Origin of the sequence: Parapusillimonas sp. JC17, assembly GCF_052180245.1 — a bacterium.
GTDB lineage: Bacteria > Pseudomonadota > Gammaproteobacteria > Burkholderiales > Burkholderiaceae_B > Parapusillimonas.
Genome location: NZ_CP197474.1, coordinates 2,761,271 through 2,780,181, shown reverse-complemented (window position 1 = coordinate 2,780,181; position 18,911 = coordinate 2,761,271). Strand labels below are relative to the sequence as shown.

At 61.2% G+C, this 18,911-nt stretch carries 15 protein-coding genes; 9 read left to right on the top strand and 6 right to left on the bottom strand.

Features of this window, described 5'->3' with window-relative positions:
* Positions 1-116 precede the first annotated feature (116 nt).
* From ACSBPU_RS13405 to ribA, 5 genes are all read left to right on the top strand, one after another.
* Positions 117-1,481 (top strand): substrate-binding protein, encoded by a 1,365-nt coding sequence (locus tag ACSBPU_RS13405; protein ID WP_442592584.1) that lies wholly within the window; start codon positions 117-119, stop codon positions 1,479-1,481.
* A 64-nt stretch (positions 1,482-1,545) separates the two neighbouring features.
* On the top strand, positions 1,546-2,412 hold the full coding sequence (locus tag ACSBPU_RS13400; RefSeq protein WP_442592583.1) for a branched-chain amino acid ABC transporter permease: 867 nt from the start codon (positions 1,546-1,548) through the stop codon (positions 2,410-2,412).
* Positions 2,412-4,244, top strand: a complete 1,833-nt coding sequence (locus ACSBPU_RS13395; protein WP_442592582.1) for a branched-chain amino acid ABC transporter ATP-binding protein/permease — start codon at positions 2,412-2,414, stop codon at positions 4,242-4,244. The genes ACSBPU_RS13400 and ACSBPU_RS13395 overlap by 1 nt, the downstream gene beginning before the upstream one ends.
* Positions 4,231-4,935 carry an ABC transporter ATP-binding protein gene (locus ACSBPU_RS13390; RefSeq protein ID WP_442592581.1) on the top strand — a complete coding sequence of 235 codons (705 nt, stop codon included), beginning with the start codon at positions 4,231-4,233 and terminating at the stop codon, positions 4,933-4,935. Before ACSBPU_RS13395 ends, ACSBPU_RS13390 begins: the two co-directional genes overlap by 14 nt.
* Positions 4,936-5,063: 128 nt before the next feature.
* Positions 5,064-5,696 (top strand): GTP cyclohydrolase II, encoded by a 633-nt coding sequence (gene ribA, locus ACSBPU_RS13385; protein WP_442592580.1) that lies wholly within the window; start codon positions 5,064-5,066, stop codon positions 5,694-5,696.
* 136 nt (positions 5,697-5,832) lie between these two features.
* Here the strand turns inward: ribA and dbpA are convergent, their stop codons facing one another.
* Both dbpA and ACSBPU_RS13375 read right to left on the bottom strand, forming a co-directional pair.
* The gene (gene dbpA, locus ACSBPU_RS13380; RefSeq protein WP_442592579.1) at positions 5,833-7,254 is read right to left on the bottom strand and encodes an ATP-dependent RNA helicase DbpA; all 1,422 of its coding nucleotides are present in this window, start codon (positions 7,252-7,254) and stop codon (positions 5,833-5,835) included.
* Between the two features lie 34 nt (positions 7,255-7,288).
* The gene (locus tag ACSBPU_RS13375; RefSeq protein WP_442592578.1) at positions 7,289-7,933 is read right to left on the bottom strand and encodes an FMN-dependent NADH-azoreductase; all 645 of its coding nucleotides are present in this window, start codon (positions 7,931-7,933) and stop codon (positions 7,289-7,291) included.
* Positions 7,934-8,061: 128 nt separating this feature from the next.
* Here ACSBPU_RS13375 and ACSBPU_RS13370 point away from each other — a divergent pair, with 128 nt between their 5' ends.
* On the top strand, positions 8,062-8,961 hold the full coding sequence (locus ACSBPU_RS13370) for a LysR family transcriptional regulator (protein ID WP_442592576.1): 900 nt from the start codon (positions 8,062-8,064) through the stop codon (positions 8,959-8,961).
* Between the two features lie 134 nt (positions 8,962-9,095).
* Here ACSBPU_RS13370 and ACSBPU_RS13365 read toward each other — a convergent pair whose 3' ends face one another.
* Both ACSBPU_RS13365 and ACSBPU_RS13360 read right to left on the bottom strand, forming a co-directional pair.
* Positions 9,096-10,646 carry a glycosyltransferase family 39 protein gene (locus ACSBPU_RS13365; RefSeq protein ID WP_442592575.1) on the bottom strand — a complete coding sequence of 517 codons (1,551 nt, stop codon included), beginning with the start codon at positions 10,644-10,646 and terminating at the stop codon, positions 9,096-9,098.
* Positions 10,643-12,661: an OPT family oligopeptide transporter gene (locus ACSBPU_RS13360; protein ID WP_442592574.1), complete on the bottom strand. Its 2,019-nt coding sequence runs from the start codon at positions 12,659-12,661 to the stop codon at positions 10,643-10,645. The genes ACSBPU_RS13365 and ACSBPU_RS13360 overlap by 4 nt, the downstream gene beginning before the upstream one ends.
* Positions 12,662-12,840: 179 nt before the next feature.
* Here ACSBPU_RS13360 and nirK point away from each other — a divergent pair, with 179 nt between their 5' ends.
* Positions 12,841-14,205: a copper-containing nitrite reductase gene (nirK, locus tag ACSBPU_RS13355; RefSeq protein WP_442592573.1), complete on the top strand. Its 1,365-nt coding sequence runs from the start codon at positions 12,841-12,843 to the stop codon at positions 14,203-14,205.
* A 205-nt stretch (positions 14,206-14,410) separates the two neighbouring features.
* On the top strand, positions 14,411-14,941 hold the full coding sequence (locus ACSBPU_RS13350) for a hypothetical protein (RefSeq protein ID WP_180067957.1): 531 nt from the start codon (positions 14,411-14,413) through the stop codon (positions 14,939-14,941).
* A gap of 33 nt (positions 14,942-14,974) precedes the next feature.
* Here the strand turns inward: ACSBPU_RS13350 and ACSBPU_RS13345 are convergent, their stop codons facing one another.
* Complete coding sequence (locus tag ACSBPU_RS13345) at positions 14,975-15,376, bottom strand: group II truncated hemoglobin (protein WP_442592572.1); 402 nt, start codon at positions 15,374-15,376, stop codon at positions 14,975-14,977.
* Positions 15,377-15,481: 105 nt separating this feature from the next.
* Positions 15,482-17,764 carry a 5-methyltetrahydropteroyltriglutamate--homocysteine S-methyltransferase gene (gene metE / locus ACSBPU_RS13340; RefSeq protein ID WP_442592571.1) on the bottom strand — a complete coding sequence of 761 codons (2,283 nt, stop codon included), beginning with the start codon at positions 17,762-17,764 and terminating at the stop codon, positions 15,482-15,484.
* Between the two features lie 110 nt (positions 17,765-17,874).
* Here metE and ACSBPU_RS13335 point away from each other — a divergent pair, with 110 nt between their 5' ends.
* Positions 17,875-18,804, top strand: coding sequence for a LysR family transcriptional regulator (locus ACSBPU_RS13335; RefSeq protein WP_442592570.1), 930 nt, complete (start codon positions 17,875-17,877; stop codon positions 18,802-18,804).
* Positions 18,805-18,911 lie beyond the last annotated feature (107 nt).

Here is an 18,911-nt window from a genome sequence, read left to right as displayed (position 1 = left end):
AGGGCCAGTTAAATATCGTGGATAGATGTCGTTTTACGATGAATTGGCGAAAGACCAAGCAAGTGGACTGCGGCAATCCTGTCGCATCACCCTCAATGCAATAAAGGAGATGAAGGATGGAAGACAGCAAAAAATCAAGCGCTCTGGGCTCGGACGGCAATCGTCGCCGCTCGCTGTTGAAGATGGGTGCCGCCGGCGCTGTCGGCGGAGCCCTGTTGCCAGGGGCAAGCGGCATGGCGATGGCGGCCGAAGAGAAAAAGCCGGTGGGGAACTATCCGGCCGGTGCGCAGGGCGACTCGGTATTCATTGGCTTGACCCTGGACATCACCGGCCCCTATTCCGCTCAGGGCGCCGACCAGCAGAAGGGCTATGAGCTGGCTGTGGAACAGATCAATGCCGGGGCCGAGGAGATCAGGAAGATTTCCCCGCTGACGAAGAAAGGCGTGCTGGGCAAGACGGTAAAGATGGCGGTCGCGGACGCGGAAACGAAACCGAATACGGCCGTCCAGGCGGCCAGCCGCTTCATCCACGACAACAAGGCCATGATGATTTCGGGCAGCACCAGCAGCGCCGTCGCCATCGCCCTGCAGAAAGTCTGCGACCGTGAACGCACCATCTACCTGCCGGCGATCAGCGGCTCGAACGAAACCACCGGCGTCGATTGCCAGCGCTATGGGTTCCGCCTTTGCTACTTCGCCTACCCGGCATGCAAGGCGATTGCTCCGGTGCTTTCCAAGGCAATGGGCAAGGACCGCAAGGCGGTGTACCTGGTTCCCGACTATACCTATGGCCACACCACCTACGATTCGATGAAGGAATTCACCGAAAAAGAAGGCTGGAAGACCGTGGGGTCGCAGGTCCATCCGCTGGGCGCCAAGGACTACAGCTCCTTCCTGATCAACATCGCCAACAGCGGCGCGGACACACTGGTCGTGATCGCCTATGGCGCGGATGCCGCCAATTCGATCAAGCAGGCCAAGCAGTTTGGACTGCTCGACAAGATGAATATCGTGGTGCCGTACATGTCTGCCTTCCTGGAAAAGGAGATCGGCCCCGAGATCATGCAGGGCGTCTATGGCGCGACAGGTTTCTGGTGGACGCTCGAGGACAAGTACCCGATTGCCAAGGATTTCGTGGCGGCGTTCGAGAAGAAGTTCAAGGCCAAGCCGCGTGACTCCGCGTATATCGCCTATCTGCAGACCGCGCTGTGGGCCGATGCGTGCGAGCGCGCCGGCTCTTTCTATCCGCCCGATGTGGTCAAGGCCTACGAGGCCGGCGAGGTCCGACACGGCCCCGTTGGCGATGTCACCTTCCGTGCTGCCGACCACCAGGGCGTCATCAACTTCCCCATCGTTCGGGGCAAGAAGCCGGCGGACATGAAGAATCCCGACGACTATTTCGAGATTGTCGAAGTCGTGGATGGCAAGGGCGCTTTGCCGGATCCCGGCCTGCTCGGCTGCAAGCTGGGCGCCTACATCTAGGCGCGGCAGCGAAATAGTCCGAGACGATCAATCAGAACAGAAAGGAGGACTCTGGATGCCGAGCATGTCGTTATTCTTATCGCAGTTGTTCAATGGGCTCGCCACGGGCCTGTTGCTGGCGCTCATCAGTACAGGCCTGACCATCATCTACGGCACGCTCGGCGTGGTCAATTTCGCGCATGGGGCCTTGTTTGTCGTGGGGTCCTATGCGGGATTCACCGCTTACTCCATGACCGGATCGTTCCTGGCGGCAATTGCCGCCGGGGCGGCGATGGCCCTGTTCGTGGGCCTGGTCATCGAACGCGGCATCATGCGCATGTATTACCAAAGGCCCGCCGAAGACCAGATTCTGGTCACCTTCGGCATAGGGATCATACTGGTCGAGCTCGTGCGGTCCATTTATGGCGGCATCAGCTTGTCGGTTCCCACGCCCGAATGGGGGCAGGGCATCGCGCAGATCGGTTCGCTCATTTATCCCTTGTATCGGCTGCAGGCGCTTTTCATCGCGGCCGGGACGCTGGCGGTGCTGTATTTCGTCCTGTATCGCACCAGCCTGGGCCTGATCGTCCGCGCGGGCATCGAAGATGCGCAGATGGTTAACGTGCTGGGCATCAACGTGAAGCGCACCTTTCTGCTCGTCTTCGGAATCGGCGCCATGGCGGCGGGCTATGCCGGGGTGATCGATTCTCCCATTGTCACCCTGTCGCCCGACATGGGGCACCGCATACTGGTCGACTCATTCGTTGTCGTCGTGATCGGCGGCGTGGGTTCTTTTCCCGGCGCCATCATCGGAGGCATCATCGCGGGCGAGATCCTCAGCCTGACCTCCATCTTCAATCCCGCCTACTCCCATGTCATGCTCTTTGTCGTCATGGCGCTGGTTCTCATCTTCCGGCCGCAAGGGCTGATGGGGCAGGAGGGCAGAGAATAATGACTACGCATCCATCATTCGCACGCCGGCAAGCCGGCGAAATCCTGGTCGGACTATGCCTCGTGGCGGCGCCTTTCGTGCTGCCCCACCTAGGCATGAGCGCCGACCTGCTGACCCGCATCCTGATATGGGGATTGTTCGGACTGGGCTTTGACCTGCTGTTCGGGTATACGGGACTGCTGTCCTTCGGGCAGTCGGCATTCTATGGAGTGGGCGGGTTTGTGACCGCCTATCTTCTGACCTCGGGCATCGTTCCCCATATGCTGATTGCCTTGCTGGTCGGCACGGTGATCGCCGCTCTGGCCGGCCTGTGCATTGGCTATCTGACCCTGAGGCGCACCGGCATCTACTTTGCCATGAGCACCCTGGCATTCGGGGAAATGTTCTATTTCCTCGAGAATTCGGCCTTCAAGACCTACACCGGCGGCGAGAACGGCATCGCCGGCGTGCCGCCGCCCGTGATCGAGTTGGGATTCACCACCATCCATATTTCAAGCGGGTGGCCCATGTACTGGTTCGTGGCTTTGTTCTTCTTCCTGGGCTTCGTGGTGGCGCGGCGCATCGTGCGCTCTCCTTTCGGCGCAGTGCTCAAGGCGATACGCGGCAATCCCAAGCGCGCCATGGCGCTGGGCCATGCCATCCAGGGCTACAAGCTCACGGTGTTTGTCATCGCCGCGGCCTATGGCGGCCTGGCGGGCGGTTTGCTGGGCGTGTTCCAGTCCTACATGCCGCCCGATGCCTTCTCGCTCGATACCTCGGCACAACTGGTCATCCAGACCGTGATGGGGGGGGCCGGTACCTTGCTTGGGCCGTTGCTGGGCGCCACGATATGGCTATACCTGTACGAAGGGCTGCAGCAGCTTGCCAATATAGGCGCCTATTGGAAGCTGATACTGGGCGTGGTGTTCGTGGTTCTGGTGACGGTATTTCGCCATGGCGTGGCGGGCGGTTTCCTCGATTACGCCAAGCGTCGGCGCCATTCCACCCGCGAGGTTGATATCGAAGCCGATCCGGATGCGATGGCGCAGCTGAGCATCGTGGCGCCCGATTCCAGCGCCTCGCCCGGCGCGCCGGTGCTGGAGGCCCGGGGCATCACCAAGCGCTACGGAGGCCTGACGGCGGTGAGCGGTGTGGACTTTTCCTTGTCCGAAGGCGAGATGCGAGGGGTGATCGGGCCCAATGGCGCCGGCAAGTCCACATTCTTTGCGATGCTGGCCGGCGAGCTTCCAACTACGGAGGGACAGGTGCATTTCCGGGGACAGGAGATCACGGGCATCGGCGTCACGGCAGTATGCCAGCTGGGGATGAGCAAGAGCTATCAGATCAATCAGTTGTTCGAGGCGCTGACGGTCCGCCAGAACACCATGATCCCGGTCCTGGCGCGGCGGCGCGGCAAGTTCCGCACCGACATGCTGCGCGGCCTGCACAATACGGAAGGGCTCGATGAGCAGGTCAACGCAGCGATCGAGCTCGTGGGGCTGACGCATCAGGCGGATACGCTGGTGTCCGAACTGCCCTATGGAGAAAAGCGGCGGCTGGAAATCGGCCTGGCCCTTGCTACGGGTGCCAACGTGCTGTTGTTCGATGAGCCTTTGGCCGGCCTGGGACCCGAGGAAAGAGTGCTGGTCGTTGCCTTGCTCAAGTCCATACGCAAGGGGCGCAGCATGGTGATCGTGGAACATGATATGGACGCGATGTTTGAACTGGCCGAGCGGATCACCGTGTTGTATGAGGGCCGCAAGCTGGCTGAAGGCACGCCCGACGAGATCCGGGCCAATCCGGCGGTCCAGGCTGCCTACCTAGGGGGGATGGACGAGCATGAGTCTGCTTGAGGTCGACAAAATCAACAGTTACTACGGTGACTCCCACATTCTGTTCGATGTGTCGCTGCGCGTCGAAGAGCACGAGGTGGTGGCGCTGCTGGGACGCAACGGAGCGGGCAAGAGCACGACGCTCAAGTCCTTGATGGGAATGGTGCAACCCAAGAGCGGCCGCATTCTTCACAACGGAACCGAAGTCCAGCATCTTTCGCCTTTTCAGCTCGCTCGGCGAGGCATACAACTGGTCCCCGAAGAGCGGCGCATCTTCGGGCAGATCACCGTCCAGGAGAATCTGCAGTTGGCCGCCATGACGGCCCCGGAAGCGCGTTCGCTGGAGGAAATCTATGAAACCTTCCCAAGGCTGGCCGAGCGCAAGCGCAATCGCGGCAAGCAGTTGTCGGGCGGAGAGCAGCAGATGCTGGCGATTGCGCGCGCCATGATACGCAACGCGAGCATCATCATGCTGGATGAGCCGTTCGAAGGGTTGGCGCCGCTCATTGTCCGCGATCTGATGGAGGTCTGCCGGCAATTGGCCGACAGCGGCCACACCATCGTGATCGTCGAGCAGAACGTGCGGGCTGCGCTGTCGCTGGCGGACCGCTGTTATCTCATCAACAACGGCCACATGGTGTACGAGGGAACGCCCGCACAGCTGCATGCCGACAACTCGGTGATCGAGAAGTATCTGGGAGTGAAGGTATAAGGCGTTAAAATGCGGGGTCGCGGCGGTGAGCGCCGCGACCGAAGGTGCATGAGTGTCGACCTTCGGCCTATTCAAGTCTCGAGGTTTCACCTATGCAGTCGCAACATGATGCTGACGCGGGCAGTCCAATGAACGCGGCAGATTCCGATGGCAAGCCGGCGGCGGGCTATCAGCTCGATTACATCACATCCAGCAAGCTACCCACGCCTTGGGCCACATTCGCCATCCATGTGTTCGTCGACCCAGGCACGGGCAAGGAACATCTTGCGCTCACGCTTGGCGACGTCGGCGATGGGCTTCCCGTATTGGCGCGCGTGCATTCCGAATGCCTGACGGGCGATGCGCTGTTCAGCCAGCGCTGCGATTGCGGCGCACAGCTGGAAGCGGCGATGCAGGCCATTGCTGCGGAAGGGCGGGGCGCCATTCTTTACTTGCGGCAGGAAGGACGAGGCATCGGCTTGATCAACAAGATCCGCGCCTACAATCTCCAGGATGCAGGCGCCGATACCGTCGAGGCCAACGAACGGCTCGGGTTTCCGGCCGACATGCGGCGCTACGATCTATGCAAGCCTATGCTCGAACACTTTGGCATATTTTCGCTGCGGCTCATGACCAACAATCCCCGCAAGGTGCGGGCGATGGAGAAAATCGGCGTGCAAGTAGCGGAACGGCTACCCCTGCAGGTAAACCGCAATCCCCATAACGAGGCCTACCTGAGCACCAAGGCGGTCAAGCTCGGGCATTGGCTGAAAAGAGAATAGATGAAGGGGTCAGACCCATGGGTCTGACCCCTCACTGGAAATGGGGTCGGACCCCGTACGGGGCCCGACCCCTGGCCTTGATGTATTGACTGAGACGGGGGTCAGACCCCTTATGGGGTCTGACCCCTCATTCCCCTCAGACTTCCGCCATGAAGCGCATTTTGAAGCGGCGCCCTTTTATGCTGCCGTTGCTGAGCTTTGCATAGGCCTGGCGGGCGATGCCGCGGTCCAGCGCGACGAAGCTGACGAATTCCAGGATGTTGATCTTGCCGACATGGCTGCCGTCGACGCCCGCGTCCTTGGTCAGGGCGCCAAGCAGGTCGCCGGCGCGCAGCTTGTCTTTCTTGCCGCCCTGTATGCACAAGGTCACCATCGGCGCCCGCAGCCTGCTGCCGGCCGCGGCCTTGAGCGACTTGATCTTGCCCCATGCCAGCGGCTGGCGCTGGTAATCCGCTATCCGTTGAGCGCGATGCAGTTCATCGGGAGCGCAAAGGCTTAGCGCAAGGCCCGTCGCATCGCCGCGGCCGCTGCGCCCGATGCGGTGAACGTGCACTTCCGGGTCGGGCGTGAGTTCCACGTTTACCACCGCATCGAGCCCATCGATGTCCAGCCCTCGGGCGGCGACGTCCGTGGCCACCAGCACCGAACAGCTTTGGTTGGCGAACTGAATCAGCACGTCTTCGCGCTCGCGCTGCTCCAGGTCGCCGTGCAGCGCCAAGGCGCTGAAGCCGCGACCGACCAGGTATTCGGCCAGCTCGCGGCAGGCGGCCTTGGTATTGCAGAATGCGAGGGTCGAGACCGGATGGTAATGTTCCAGCAGTTGCGCGACTGCAGCCATGCGGCGCTCGGGTTCGATCTCGAAGAAGGTCTGGTTGATCTTGCCCGCTTCATGCAGGGAATCGGTCCGGACCTCTTCCGGCTCCATCAGGAAGGGCGCGCTGGCGTGGCGAATATCGTCGGCATAAGTGGCGGAAAACAGCAGCGTCTGGCGATTTCCCGGGCAGGCGCTGACGAGACGGCTGACATCCTCGTAGAATCCCATGTCCAGCATGCGATCGGCTTCGTCCAGCACCAGAGTGCGGACTTCTTCGAGTTCCAGCGTACCCCGGTTGACATGGTCCAGCAAGCGGCCGGGCGTACCCACTACGATATGGGCGCCGAATTTCAGGGACTCGTTTTGCGGTCTGGCGGCGGTGCCGCCGCAAAGCGTCAGGACTTTGATGTTGCCAAGCGCACGCGCCAGTTTTCTCAGCTCGGTCGCGACCTGCTCTGCCAGTTCGCGTGTCGGGCAAATGACCAAGCCTTGTACTTGGAGTCTTGCGGGATCAAGCCGATTGACGACGCCCAGGCCGAATGCGGCGGTCTTGCCGCTGCCCGTCTTGGCTTGGGCGATGAGGTCGCGTCCCTGCAGGACGAGCGGCAGGCTTTTGGCCTGTATGTCCGTCATGGACTGATAGCCCATGAGCGCCAGGTTATCGAGGACGGCGGAAGACAGCGGCAGGGATGAAAAAGAGAGGGAGGCGGTCACGGTGCGATGAGGAAATTCCAAGGCCCTCATTGTAGCGCCATGACCGTTCCGGCCCTCAGGCTGCTCAGGCGGCTTCCGTCTCGGCTTCGAAGCTGCGGGTGGCAACGGCCTTGATGCAGGTTTCCGCAGTTTCAAAAGCCTTGCTGCGGTTATCGGGGCCCATGTCGGTTCCTTCGGCACGTACGATGCGGATGTCCGTGACGCCGAAGAATCCGAAAACGGTCTTCAGATAGCTTTCCTGGTGTTCCATGGCCTGGCCGGCTTCGCTCGTTGAATAGATGCCACCGCGGCTCAGTGCGGCAATGATGGTTTTGCCGCCGGCAAGTCCCACAGGACCGTTCTCGGTGTACTTGAAGGTGCGTCCAGCCTGGGCCAGGCGATCGATCCATGCTTTCAACTGGCTGGGAATGGCGAAGTTGTACAGCGGGGCGCCGATGACGATGACGTCGGCCGCCAGGAACTGGGACACCAGCGTTTCTGAAAGCGCGTTTTCGCGTTGTTGTGCTTCGCTCAGCGCGGCGTCGGACGGGGGCAGGCGAAAGCCCATGGCATCGCTGGAAAAGTGGCTGGGTGTCTCGACCGACAAGTCCAAGTACTCGACCTGCGTGTCGGGGTTCTCGCGCAGCCATTGCGCGACGACGTCCTTGGTCAGCTTGCGGGAAACGGAATTGGCGCCGTTGATGCTTGAGTCTACGTGCAGAAGTTTCATGAATTTCTCCAGAATGGGTTCAAAATGTTGCGATGGAGAAATTATCGATTAATCCCAAAGTATTGATAAGTGCCCTAAAACGTATTAGATTGTCCTATTCATAAGGCCAATAAAGGGATAGAGGGGATATGCAGGATTTGAACGATATGCTGTACTTCGCCGAAGTCGTCAATCATGGCAGCTTCGCCGCGGCGGCGCGGGCGCTGGGCATACCCAAATCGCGCTTGTCCCGCCGCGTCGCCAAGCTGGAGGAAGATCTGGGGTTGCGGCTGTTGCAGCGCACGACACGCAAACTGTCCCTGACCACGGCTGGTGAACTCTTCTATCGCCATTGCGACGCCATGCGCGATGAAGCCCGCGCAGCCGCCGCCGCCGTGGCACAGGTACAAAGCGAGCCGCGCGGCATCATACGCGTGGTCTGTCCGGTCACTCTGGCGCAAACGGTGGTCGGGCCGATTCTGCCGGAATATCAGGCCGCTCATCCCCAGGTGCATGTGCACATGCAGGTCAGCAACCGTGTGGTGGACCTGATCGAAGAGGGCGTGGATGTCGCGTTGCGGGTACGCGGCACGGTTGCCGACAGCGGCAGCATGGTGGTCAAGCATCTGGGCACATCGATAGGCCTGCTGGTAGCAAGCCCGCAGCAGCTGCAGCGGCAAGGCCAGCCCGAGCAGCCCAGCGACCTGACGTTGATGGATTCGGTCGCAATGTCGGTGCGCGATGGCCGGGCATACTGGAAGCTGTTCGGGCCCAATGGCGCGCAATACGTGGTGACGCACCGCCCGCGCTTCGTGGCGGACGACCTCCTTACGCTGAAATTCGCGATCATGGGTGGCATGGGAATAGGCGTGCTGCCCGACTACATGTGCCACGAAGAAATCTCGAGCGGCCGGCTGGTGCCGGTTTTCAACGACTGGGCGCCTGAGCCGGGCATCGTGCACGCCGTATTCGGTTCACGGCGTGGACTGGTGCCGGCGGTGCGCTCTTTTCTGGATTTCCTGGGCGATCGCCTGGCGCCATGGCGCTAGGCGGGGTGGGGTCAGACCCCATGCGGGGTCTGACCCCTGGGGTTGGCGGCCATGTGGATGGGGGTCAGACCCCGTACGGGGTCTGACCCCTGAAACGCGCTTGCAGGGTCAGACCCTATTTAGGGTCTGACCCCCTAGCATTGCTCATCGGGCGGGATGATGCCCCAATTCAGGTCGATCCAGGGGCTTTTTTCCGATGACCATCGAATGTCGATACGGCCCTGTACCGGCGCCGCGGCATGAAGCGCCTTCAGGACGGGATCAGGTTCGCCGCGGGTTTCACGGCTGTACACCACCATGGCGCCGCAGGCGAGGGGCCCGGATTCGTCGAGCCAGGGCGATTCTTCGAGTTTCCCGTTGATGAATACCTGGGTGTTCATTCCGCGATGGATGGCGATGTTGCCGCCGAGCCAGGTGTCCGATGCCACCAGCGTCATTGGAACTTGCGGCACGTGCTGCTGCCAGATGTCGTTCAATTGCTGCGAGATGATGGCGCCCGGAAACGTAGAGCGCGTATCGCGGCCTGTATGCCAGGCCAAGGGTCCGCGGGCAAGCGCATACCCGGCCGCCATGAGCACATGCACGGCAATGCACAAGACGGCGATGCGACGCAGATTGGTCCGCTCGTCGCCGCGCATCCACCATAGCAGATAGAAGCCATAAAGCATGAAGAATGTCGTTCCCCATGACGCCACCAGCCTGGTTCCCAGCACGGCAGAGATCAGCATGGTGGAGAGTACCGGCGCGAGGCCGATCCAGAGCAGGAAGGAGCGGTCCCAATCCGTGAACTGGGCGCCATAGCGCGGCTGGGCCTGCCCGTCATGCGTGCCACGATTGCGTTTGTTCCAGAAGTGCCAGGCCAACCCTACCACCAGCATGGGGCTCAGGCGGGCAAGCTGGTCCAGCGCGAAACTCAGCAGATGCCCGAGCGCCTGCAGGTGGCCTCCCGCTTCGAGAGAGTTGTCGGCGTAGCGCAGGGGCATGAATGCATTGGCAGCCAGCCAATAAAGATGCGGCGATATGGTGATCGCAAAGGTCAGCAGGGCGAGGGCGAGGCCTTTCAGGTTGCGCGCATCACGGAAGCTGCCTTGCCGGAGCATGAACAGGAAAAAGGCGGTGAACTGGATGACGGCGCTGTACTTGGTCAGGATCGACAAGCCGGATACCACGCCCAGCCACGCCCAGGTGCTCAATGCCTGAAGCTTCAAGGCGCGGTAAAGCAGCCATGTGCTCGCCGCCACAGACCACAATTGAGCTGTGTTGTGGTTATAGATGGTGCCGCGCAATGAAAAATAAATGCTGACCGAAACCAGCATCATGGCCATGAAGGCTTTGCGCGGGGTGGTGAATTCGCGTCCGAGCAGCCACAGAAACCAGAGCGCGAGCGCGGACATCAGTTGTCCCGCAAAGAAGGGCAGCCACACCGGACGGCCGAAAATCTGTGTCAGGAAGTACATGAGCCAGGAGGGCGCAGGCGGATGCTTGGTATAGCCCAATTCCAGGCTGGATGCCCAGACGAGTTCTTCCAGGCCGTCGAGATCCGGCGCTTGGTGACTGATTCCGCATAGCAGCGTCCATAGCACCACCATGCCAGCCAGATAAAGCGCGACTTGGAGGTCGAGTCCACCGGCCGAAGCGCCGGCGTGCTGCGGCGTGTCGCCGGGATGGAGGGCGCGCGTCGTCATGGCCTGAGGGCGCGCTTGATGAAAATGAAGCACATGCCCACGAACGCGATCAGTCCGACGAGCTTCGCGGTCGGGATGAAGTCGGGGCCGGCCAGCGCCAAAGGAGCATCGCTGCCCCCCGAACCCACCGAGACGACGATGATCATTGCCAGGGCGACGCCGACCAGGCTCTCACCGACGATCAGGCCCGACGCAAAAAGCGTTCCTTTGCGCTCAGCCTGTTCCAGCCTCGGTGCCGCGTCTTCGCCGGTCTTGCTTGCGGAAGCCCGGACACTCTTCTTCACGAACCACGAAATGAGCGTGCCGACGAACAGGGCGGTAACGATGGACGGCGGAAGGTACAGACCCATGGCAACCGCCAGGGACGGCAACCGCAGCGTGCGGGTGGAACGGGCAAGGACCGTGTCAAGAATGATGACGGCAATGCCGCCGCCGACGCCGATCAGGATGTAGGACCAATCCAGGGTATGCGCGAACAGGCCATTGGCGATGGTGATCATGAGCGTGGCTTGCGGCGCGGCAAGCGCCTGCGTCGGGTCCATGTCCGCGCGCGGCAGGGCGCCGATGAACCCGTAGGCGTTGTACAGGAGTTCCAGCACGGGCGGGATGGCCAGCGCACCCACCACGCAGCCGATGATCAACGCCGCTTGCTGCTTCCAGGGCGTGGCATGCACCAGCCAGCCTGTTTTCAGGTCCTGAAGGTTGTCGTTGGAGATCGCGGCGATGGCCACCACGACGGAGGCGCAGAAAATGGCGAGGGCGGTGAAGAACCGAACGTGCTGTTCGTTGTCGAGCATGTCCTGCGCCTGCCCGATGCCGATGAAGATCATGGAGATGGCCAGGATGGAGATGACGGCGATCCCCGATATCGGACTGGTGGACGACCCCACGAGCCCCGCCATGTAGCCGCAGGCGGCAGCCACTAGAAAGCCCAGCAGGAAGGACAGCAAGGTGCCCGCCACGACCAGTGTCCAGGCCATCGATGCCGGCAGATCCGATTCCGCCACGAAGGAGTAGAAGGTGGCCATCAGCAAGACGATCATCAGGACGGTGGTCCGCAGCAAGGTCCGGGGAGACAGATCGGTATCGGTGCGTGCGACGCCGCTGGAGCCGGGGCCGCTTCTCAGTACCGACAAGGAAATGCGCATGCCTTCGTACATCGGCTTGATCAAGGTGAGCAAGGTCCAGATTGCCGCAACCGCGATCATGCCCGCGCCGATGAGGCGGACCTTGGACACCCAGATGTCGGTGGCGAAAGCAGCAAGAGTGGCGCCTTCCGGCATGGGGGTGAGCGTAGTGAGCCAGGGGACGGCGACGCCCCAGGAAAGGAACACACCGAACAGCATGGCGATGCCGCCGGTGATGCCGACCAGATAGCCGGCGCCGACAAGGGCGAAAGAAAAGCCGATCGGCAGTTGGAAGATGGCGCGTCCGGCGCTGAACCAGTAGCTGGCGCCGTCCGATGCAAGCTTGAAGCCGTTGGCCATCAAGCTGAATATGCCGGCCAGTGCGCTGCCGGCGAGGATGTCGCGCAGGCCCTGCGCTTTCCGCTTGCCGGACGTTTCTTCATCGGCGTGGCCGGCGCGCAGGATTTCAGCTGCCGCGACGCCCTCGGGATAGGGAAGTTCGCTTTTGACGACCAGGGCGTGCCGCAACGGTACGGTGAACACCACGCCCAGTATGCCGCCGCAGGCGCAGATCATGGCGGTTTCCAGCAAGGGGAAGCCTTGCCAGTATCCCATCATCAGCAGCGCCGGCAGGACGAAGATAATGGCCGAGAGCGTCCCGGCCGCGGAGGCCTGCGTTTGAACGATGTTGTTCTCAAGGATATTGGAATCCTTGAAGGCGCGCAGCAGCGTCATGGAAATGACGGCGGCAGGAATCGACGAGGCGAACGTCAGGCCGACCTTGAGTCCGAGATAGACGTTGGACGCTGTGAAGACAAGGGTGATGATGGCGCCGAGGATGATACCCCGCAGGGTGAGTTCTCTGAGCGACGTGGCGGTGGCGGGCATTGTAGGCGTATCGAGTGCGTGATAAAAAGACGGGGATTGCGCATGCCGGGGCATGCGCCGATTCGAACTGCGGCAAACAAAACGAATTGTAACTGCAGTTCTCAATTCAACGTAGCAAGGAAGGAAGAATCATGGGCATTGTGTTGAGCCATACCTTTAGAAGGTTATGCCTGTTTCTAATGGCGGCCGTATTGTATGCGGTGGGAAGCGCGGCATGGGCGGCACACGAATCGCATGCCGCCGCGTCGGTCACCTATACGCCGGACATCACTTTTACTCTGCGCACCAATATCGCAGACGGCAAGCTCGTGTTCGTGGGCGATGCCGGCACCATAAAGGGCAAAGTGAATCCCGACCTCCAGGTGCCGGAAAACGCCGTGGTGCAGATCAACCTCATCAACGGCGACGGCGCCATCCACGACATTGCCGTGCCCGAATTCTCCGCCAAGTCCGACAACCTGACGGGCAAGGGGGCATCGACCGCCATCGTCTTCCGCGCCAACAAGAACGGCGTGTTCGAATACTTATGCACCCTGCCGGGCCATAAGGCGGCGGGCATGTTCGGCAAGCTGATCGTAGGCGAACCCATACAGCAGGCGGAAAGCCAGGGCCTGGATATCGCCCAGGATCCCACCGCTGTCGGCGAGCCGGTCGGCAAGCGTGAGCCCAAGCACATCACTTTCGACCTGGAGACCACGGAAGTCGTGGGCCAACTGGCGGAAGGCAGCACCTACAAGTACTGGACGTTCAACGACAAGGTGCCCGGTCCGTTCCTGCGCATACGCGTCGGCGACACGGTAACCGTGAACGTCGCCAACGCGAAGGACTCTTCGCATATCCACTCGGTCGATTTCCACGCGGTGACAGGCCCCGGCGGCGGCGCGGCGGTAACGCAGGTGCCTCCAGGGCAAACCAAGAGCTTTACCTTCAAGGCGCTGCATCCCGGCTTGTACGTGTACCACTGCGCAACGCCCATGGTCGCGCAGCACATCACCAATGGCATGTACGGCATGGTGCTGGTCGAGCCCGAAGAAGGTCTGTCCAAGGTCGATCGCGAGTTCTATGTCATGCAGGGTGAGCTCTATACCGCACAGAAGCATGGTTCGCTCGGCCTGCAAGAGTTCTCGCTCGAAAAGCTGCTGGACGAAAAACCCGAGCACCTGATGTTCAACGGGACCATGAGCGCGCTGTCCGATAAATACAAGCTGAAGGCCGAGGTCGGCGAAACCGTGCGCATTTTCTTCGGCGTGGGCGGCCCCAACCTGACATCCAGCTTCCACGTCATCGGCGAAGTGTTCGATCGCGTCTACAACCAGGGCTCCTTGACCAGCCCCCCGCTGACCGACGTGCAGACCACCACCGTGGCACCGGGCGGCGCGACCATGGTGGAGTTCAAGGTCGACGTGCCGGGCAACTATATTCTGGTCGACCATGCCCTGTCGCGCGTCGAAAAAGGCTTGTCCGGCATACTGTCCGTGACCGGCAAGGAAGACCACTCCATCTTCCATTCCAAGGAACCCATCGATCCGAACTCCGGCCATTGATGGATAGGGTCAGACCCCAAGGGGTCTGACCCTGCCTCTGTTCCAGGTGTTCCCGGGGTCAGACCCCGTACGGGGTCTGACCCCCCAAGACGCTTCAGGTGTGCCCCGGGGTCAGATCCCGCATGGGGTCTGACCCCTCAACACGCTTCAGGCACAAAGATTGCTGCCGCTCCGTGGAGGGCTTATGCCGCACTAGGAGCATCGTATGGTATGGAATGTTTTGTTTGGCGAACGCTCGACGACGAAAATCGCCGCGGTCTTTGACACCGAGCAAGGCGCAGCCACAGCCGCAGCGGCGATTCATTCCAACGCTCATCTGCAGGCCGCCCAGATCCGCCTGATCAAGCCGTACGAAAAGGATTACGCCAAGAAAATCGAACCCGAGCCGCAAGGCATCGTTCGGACCGCGTTGCGTGCGCATTTGTTGCTTGGCGTGGCGGGAGCGGTGATCGCCATTGTCGGCTGGGGATTGCTGTATCTCATCGGAATCATGGCGATCACGTCCACGCCGCTGGGCAGTCTTGCCGTCTTCGTCTTCTTCGGTGCGATCGCGGGCATGCTTCTGGGCGGGCTCGTGACCGCCAGGCCCGACCACCAACTGGTCATACAGCGCGTGCAGACCGCAACGCAGGAAGGAAGATGGTCCTTGCTGATACATCCGCGAACGCCCAGGCAGTGCGACGATGTAATGGCTGCCTTGTCAGGCATCGATGCCGAGGTCACGCGCAGTGTCTGAAGCGCCTTGAGCGCATTGGCCGCCATGCGGCGATCATTCTTCCCGATTGCGCATCCAATCGGCGGTGTGCCGGAAGGAGGGCAGCAGGTGTTGCCGCAGCGCTTCGTCCACGCCGACATCGATCATGGCCTGGTCCATGCATGCGACCCACTGGTCCCGTTCCGTGGTTCCGATGGAGAACGGCAGATGCCTGGCCCTGAGCATGGGATGACCGACCCGATCCACATAATACGAAGGACCACCCAGCCAGCCGCAAAGAAACCAGAACAAGCGTTCTCTGGCATGGTTCAGATCGGGCCCATGGGTGGCGCGCAGGGCGGTGTACTGAGGTTCGAGGTCCATCAGATCGTAGAAGCGCTCGACCAGGGCAAGCACGCGGTCTTCGCCACCCAGCCACTCGTAAGGCGTATAAGTTTGTTTGGCTTGGTTTTCCATGGCCGGAAGTATAGCGTCTGGCGAGGGTCAGACCCCGCATGGGGTCTGACCCTTTTCACCTTAGCCGGGGTCAGACCCCATACGGGGTCTGACCCCTAGGCCTGCCTAGGCTTGGCGCAAGGTTTGCGCCGCCGCCACCATGTTCTTCAGCGCGGGAATCACTTCGGCCCAGGCGCGGGTCTTCAAGCCGCAGTCCGGATTCACCCAAAGCCGTTCCGCGGGGATGCGCTGGCTCGCCTTCTTCATGAGTTCGACGATGTGCTCCTGCGTCGGGATATTGGGCGAGTGGATGTCATAGACACCGGGGCCGATCTCGTTCGGATAATTGAAGTTGTCGAAGGCATCCAGCAGCTCCATGTCCGAACGCGAGGTCTCGATGGTGATGACATCCGCGTCCATGTCCGCGATCGAGGCGATGATGTCGTTGAACTCCGAATAGCACATATGCGTATGGATCTGAGTGTCATCCTTGACGCCGTTCGCCGTGATGCGGAACGATTCCACCGCCCAGTCCAGATATTCCAGCCATTGCGATTTGCGCAGGGGCAGGCCTTCGCGCAGCGCCGCTTCGTCGATCTGAATGACATGCACGCCGGCTTTTTCCAGATCCAGCACCTCCTGGCGGATGGCCAGTGCCAATTGGAAGCATGACACGGAACGAGGCTGGTCGTCGCGCACGAACGACCAGTTCAGGATGGTGACGGGGCCGGTCAACATGCCTTTCATGGGTTTCGGCGTGAGCGTCTGGGCATAGGTGATCCATTCGACCGTCATGGCCTTGGGACGGGTAATGTCGCCGAACAGAATAGGCGGCTTCACGCAGCGCGAGCCATAGGACTGGACCCAGCCAAACTGGCTGAAGGCATAGCCTTCCAGTTGCTCGCCGAAGTATTCCACCATGTCGTTGCGCTCTGCTTCGCCATGCACCAGCACGTCCAGGCCCAAAGCTTCCTGCTCGCGGACCGAGCGTGCAATCTCGGCTTGCATGGCATCTTTGTATGCCGCCAGATCGAGGTCCCCCTTGCGGAACCGTTGGCGAGCCTGGCGGATTTCAGCCGTCTGCGGGAAGGATCCGATGGTGGTCGTGGGGAAGGCGGGCAGCTTGAGCAACTCGGCCTGCTTCTCCGCGCGCTGGGGATACGGGCTTTGGCGCCGGCCCAGGGCGGCATCGATGCCGGCAAGCGCTGCCTTGACTTCGGGCTTGTTCACGCGTGGCGAATTGCGGCGGGAGTCGATGGCCGCCTGGTTCGCCTGAAGTTCCGGCTGGACCGAAGCGCGGCCGGTATTGAGCGCGCGAGCCAGCAGTTTGATTTCGTCGAGCTTCTGCAAGGCAAACGCGAGCCAGGACCGGATGTCGGCATCGAGCGCCGTTTCGCTGTCCAGGTCCACCGGAACGTGCAGCAGCGAGCACGAAGGCGCGATCCACAAGCGAGCGCCGAGCTTCGCATGTATGGGCTCCAGCAGGTCCAGCACCCGGTTGAGATCGGTCTTCCAGATATTGCGGCCGTTGACCACTCCGAGGGAAAGCACTTTGTCGCCGGGCAGGGCGGCGATGGCGGGCTCGATGTCCGCCGCGCCATTGATGGCGTCGATGTGCAGGCCCTGCACCGGCAGGGCGCAGGCCAGGGGAAGGTTTTCCAGCAATTGGCCGAAATAGGTGGCCAGCAGTATCTTGATCTTGCCGGTGTCCAGGGCCCGGTAGGCGGAGGCATAGGCGTGCGTCCAGGCTGGTTCCAGTTCCGTGACCAGCGCGGGTTCGTCGATCTGCACCCACTCCACACCGCGGGAAGCGAGCTCTTCCAGCAGCTTCACATAGACGGGCAGGAGGCGAGGCAGGAGGTCCAGGCGATTGGAGCCGTCCTTGGCCTTGCCGATGAACAGATAGCTGAGGGGACCGAGAATCACAGGCTTGGCCGAGATCCCGAGTTCACGCGCCTCGTCGAGCTGCGCCACGAGACGGGATGCATCCAGCGAAAAGGTGGTGGATGCGCTGAATTCCGGCACGATGTAGTGGTAGTTGGTATCGAACCACTTGGTCATTTCGCCGGCCTGTACGCCATGGCTGCAACCGCAGTCGCCATGGGATGCCGAGCGGCCGCGTGCCACGCGGAAGTAATTGTCCAGCGCATCTCCCTGGAAGTCCTGTACTCGCTCGGGCAGATTGCCCAGCGTGAAGCTCATGTCCAGAACCTGGTCGTAGAAAGAGAAGTCGCCCACGGGCACCAAGTCCAGTCCTTGCTGCTTGCTCCAGTGTGTCTTGCGCAATTGGCGTCCTGTTTCCCGGAGCGCATCGCGACTGGATTTGCCGCTCCAGTATGCTTCCAGCGCAAACTTGAGTTCGCGACGTGCGCCGATACGGGGAAAGCCGAGATTGTGTGTCGTTACCATGTCTTGCCATTCATTCTGATCGATAGGAATCGCCATGGTAGGATGAACAAATCATGAAATAAAATGGTATTGTTTCATCGATCGATTATATTTTTTCATAAATTGAAGCCATGCTCGAACGCATCCACCTGGCCATACTCCGAGAAGTCCGTCGGCAAGGCACGCTGACCGCCGCTGCGGATATTCTTTGTCTGACGCAATCGGCGTTGAGCCATACCGTGAAGAAGCTGGAAGAGCAGATGGGAACGGCGATATGGATACGCGAAGGAAGAAAGCTGAGATTGACGCAGGCAGGTGAGTATCTGCTCAGTGTTGCCGAGCGCGTATTGCCGCAGCTGGAACATGCGGAAGGAAGAGTGCGCCAGTATGCGCAAGGAGAACGGGGCACCCTTCGGATCGGCATGGAATGCCATCCCTGCTACCAATGGCTGCTGAAGGTCGTCGCGCCTTATCTTGCAAAATGGCCGGACGTCGATGTAGACGTCAAGCAGAAATTCCAGTTCGGCGGCATCGGGGCGCTGTTCGGCTACGAGATCGACCTGCTGGTCACGCCTGACCCGCTATACCGGAGCGGGCTGCGCTACGAACCAGTTTTCGATTACGAGCAGGTCCTGGTGGCGGCGGCAAACCATCCGCTGGCGGCGGCCGAGCATGTCGAGCCCAGGCACTTGGCCGACCAGGTCCTGATCACCTATCCCGTGGCAACCGACAGGCTGGATATCTATGCCCAGTTCCTCATGCCGGCCGGCATCATGCCGCGACGGCACAAGGCAATCGAAACCACGGACATCATGCTGCAGATGGTCGAAAGCGGGCGCGGCGTGGCGGCGCTGCCACGCTGGCTCGTCGAGGAATACCAGGAAAAGATGGATTTGAAAGCCATTCGGCTGGGGGCTGAAGGTATCGCCAAGCAAATATTCCTGGGCGCGCGCGTGGCCGACCGTGATATCGATTATCTGGAGTCGTTCATCGACATGGCCCGCGCCGGCAAGAAGGAGGGGTCAGACCCCGTACGGGGTCTGACCCCGGCCAAGTCATGAGGCTCTTTGGGGGTCAGACCCCGCATGGGGTCTGACCCCGGGCCCACCGGTCGTGAGGTTCTTTGGGGTCAGACCCCGTACGGGGTCTGACCCCTCCTACCTGCGGG

What these genes read in the sequence shown, in the direction of transcription:
- ACSBPU_RS13405 (WP_442592584.1), top strand. Translation starts at nt 117, where the DNA reads ATGGAAGACAGCAAAAAATCAAGCGCTCTGGGCTCGGACGGCAATCGT.
- ACSBPU_RS13400 (WP_442592583.1), top strand. Translation starts at nt 1,546, where the DNA reads ATGTCGTTATTCTTATCGCAGTTGTTCAATGGGCTCGCCACGGGCCTG.
- ACSBPU_RS13395 (WP_442592582.1), top strand. Translation starts at nt 2,412, where the DNA reads ATGACTACGCATCCATCATTCGCACGCCGGCAAGCCGGCGAAATCCTG.
- ACSBPU_RS13390 (WP_442592581.1), top strand. Translation starts at nt 4,231, where the DNA reads ATGAGTCTGCTTGAGGTCGACAAAATCAACAGTTACTACGGTGACTCC.
- ribA (WP_442592580.1), top strand. Translation starts at nt 5,064, where the DNA reads ATGAACGCGGCAGATTCCGATGGCAAGCCGGCGGCGGGCTATCAGCTC.
- dbpA (WP_442592579.1), bottom strand. Translation starts at nt 7,254, where the DNA reads ATGAGGGCCTTGGAATTTCCTCATCGCACCGTGACCGCCTCCCTCTCT.
- ACSBPU_RS13375 (WP_442592578.1), bottom strand. Translation starts at nt 7,933, where the DNA reads ATGAAACTTCTGCACGTAGACTCAAGCATCAACGGCGCCAATTCCGTT.
- ACSBPU_RS13370 (WP_442592576.1), top strand. Translation starts at nt 8,062, where the DNA reads ATGCAGGATTTGAACGATATGCTGTACTTCGCCGAAGTCGTCAATCAT.
- ACSBPU_RS13365 (WP_442592575.1), bottom strand. Translation starts at nt 10,646, where the DNA reads ATGACGACGCGCGCCCTCCATCCCGGCGACACGCCGCAGCACGCCGGC.
- ACSBPU_RS13360 (WP_442592574.1), bottom strand. Translation starts at nt 12,661, where the DNA reads ATGCCCGCCACCGCCACGTCGCTCAGAGAACTCACCCTGCGGGGTATC.
- nirK (WP_442592573.1), top strand. Translation starts at nt 12,841, where the DNA reads ATGGCGGCCGTATTGTATGCGGTGGGAAGCGCGGCATGGGCGGCACAC.
- ACSBPU_RS13350 (WP_180067957.1), top strand. Translation starts at nt 14,411, where the DNA reads ATGGTATGGAATGTTTTGTTTGGCGAACGCTCGACGACGAAAATCGCC.
- ACSBPU_RS13345 (WP_442592572.1), bottom strand. Translation starts at nt 15,376, where the DNA reads ATGGAAAACCAAGCCAAACAAACTTATACGCCTTACGAGTGGCTGGGT.
- metE (WP_442592571.1), bottom strand. Translation starts at nt 17,764, where the DNA reads ATGGTAACGACACACAATCTCGGCTTTCCCCGTATCGGCGCACGTCGC.
- ACSBPU_RS13335 (WP_442592570.1), top strand. Translation starts at nt 17,875, where the DNA reads ATGCTCGAACGCATCCACCTGGCCATACTCCGAGAAGTCCGTCGGCAA.